General features: G+C 70.9%; 2 protein-coding genes. Both read left to right on the plus strand.

Going from position 1 to position 1728, the window contains the following annotated elements:
- Positions 1-58 precede the first annotated feature (58 nt).
- Complete coding sequence (locus DQP56_RS24110) at positions 59-943, plus strand: glycosyltransferase family 2 protein (RefSeq protein WP_165825138.1); 885 nt, start codon at positions 59-61, stop codon at positions 941-943.
- Positions 940-1728 (plus strand): mannose-1-phosphate guanylyltransferase ManB (manB, locus tag DQP56_RS24115; RefSeq protein WP_133259036.1); only part of this gene is annotated, 789 nt, incomplete at its 3' end. The genes DQP56_RS24110 and manB, both read left to right, overlap by 4 nt.

Raw genomic sequence — 1728 nt, forward strand, 5'->3', positions numbered from 1 at the left:
CCGCTGCGCCCATGGCGCGATGCGTTGGCCGCCGCGGTGGCCAGCTAACCTCTACGCCGTGAGTGAGGCCCTGCCGGTGGTGACGGTGACCTATTCGCCGGGATGGCATCTGGACCGCTTCCTGGCGTCCTTGTCGTTGGCAACCGACCGTCCGGTGCGGGTGGTGATGGCCGACAACGGGTCGACCGACGGTGCGCCGCAGGAAGCCGTGCAGCGCTATCCCAACGTGGAACTGCTGGTCACCGGGGCGAATCTGGGTTATGGCGGAGCGGTCAACCGGGCGGTGTCCAAGCTCGGCGGCAACGACGAGTGCGGCGAATTTTTCATCGTGGCCAATCCGGACGTGCAGTGGGGGCCCGGCAGCATCGACGCGCTGCTGGAGGCGGCCGCCCGCTGGCCGGACGCGGCCACGCTGGGTCCGCTGATCCGCGAGCCCGACGGCTCGGTCTACCCCTCGGCGCGGCAGCTGCCGAGCCTGATCCGCGGCGGCATGCACGCCGTGGTGGGTCCGCTGTGGCGGAACAACCCCTGGTCGCGGGCCTACCGGCAGGAACGCCTGGAACCCAGCGAGCGCCCGGTGGGGTGGCTGTCGGGCGCCTGCCTGCTGGTGCGCCGCACCGCCTTCGACGCGATCGGCGGCTTCGACGAACGCTACTTCCTCTACATGGAAGACGTGGACCTAGGAGACCGGCTGGGCCGGGCCGGCTGGCTCAACGTCTATGTCCCGGCCGCCGAAGTGCTGCACCAGAAGGGCCACGCCACCGGCAAGGACCCGGCGGCCAACCTGGCGGCGCACCACCGCAGCACCTACACCTATCTGGCCGACCGGCACACCGGGTGGTGGCGGGCGCCGCTGCGCGCGACCATGCGGGGGGCGCTGGCGGTGCGCTCACACCTGGCGGTGCGCAACGCTCGCCGCAAACTGACGAGGGGACGCCCGTGACACTCAGCCAAGTCGACGCGGTCGTGCTGGTCGGCGGCAAGGGCACCCGGCTGCGGCCGCTGACGCTGTCGGCGCCCAAACCGATGCTGCCGACCGCCGGTCTGCCCTTCGTGACGCACCTGCTGTCGCGGATCGCCGCGGCCGGCATCGAGCACGTCATCCTCAGCACCTCCTACAAGCCGGCGGTGTTCTCCGATGAGTTCGGCGACGGGTCCGCGCTGGGCCTGCAGATCGACTACGTGACCGAGGACGAGCCGCTGGGCACCGGCGGCGGTATCGCCAACGTCGCGCCCAAACTGCGCCACGACACCGCCATGGTGTTCAACGGTGATGTGCTCTCCGGGGCGGATCTGGCCGAGCTGTACGCCTACCACGATGAGCATGAGGCCGAGGCCACCCTGCATCTGGTGCGGGTCGGTGACCCGCGCGCGTTCGGGTGCGTGCCCACCGACGACGGCCGGGTCACCGCGTTCCTGGAGAAGACCGAGGATCCGCCGACCGACCAGATCAACGCCGGCTGTTATGTGCTGTCCCGCAATGTGATCGACCGCATTCCACGCGGGCGGGCGGTCTCGGTGGAGCGCGAGGTGTTCCCGGCGCTGCTGTCCGACGGCGTGAAGGTCTGCGGCTACGTCGACACCAGCTACTGGCGCGACATGGGCACCCCCGAGGACTTCGTGCGCGGCTCGGCGGATCTGGTGCGCGGGATCGCGCCCTCGCCGGCGCTGGGCGGCCGGCGCGGCGAGTCGCTGGTGCACGACGCCGCTGGCCGGTCATCATCTCCG

Source organism: Mycolicibacter senuensis (assembly GCF_003284925.1).
GTDB lineage: Bacteria > Actinomycetota > Actinomycetes > Mycobacteriales > Mycobacteriaceae > Mycobacterium > Mycobacterium algericum_A.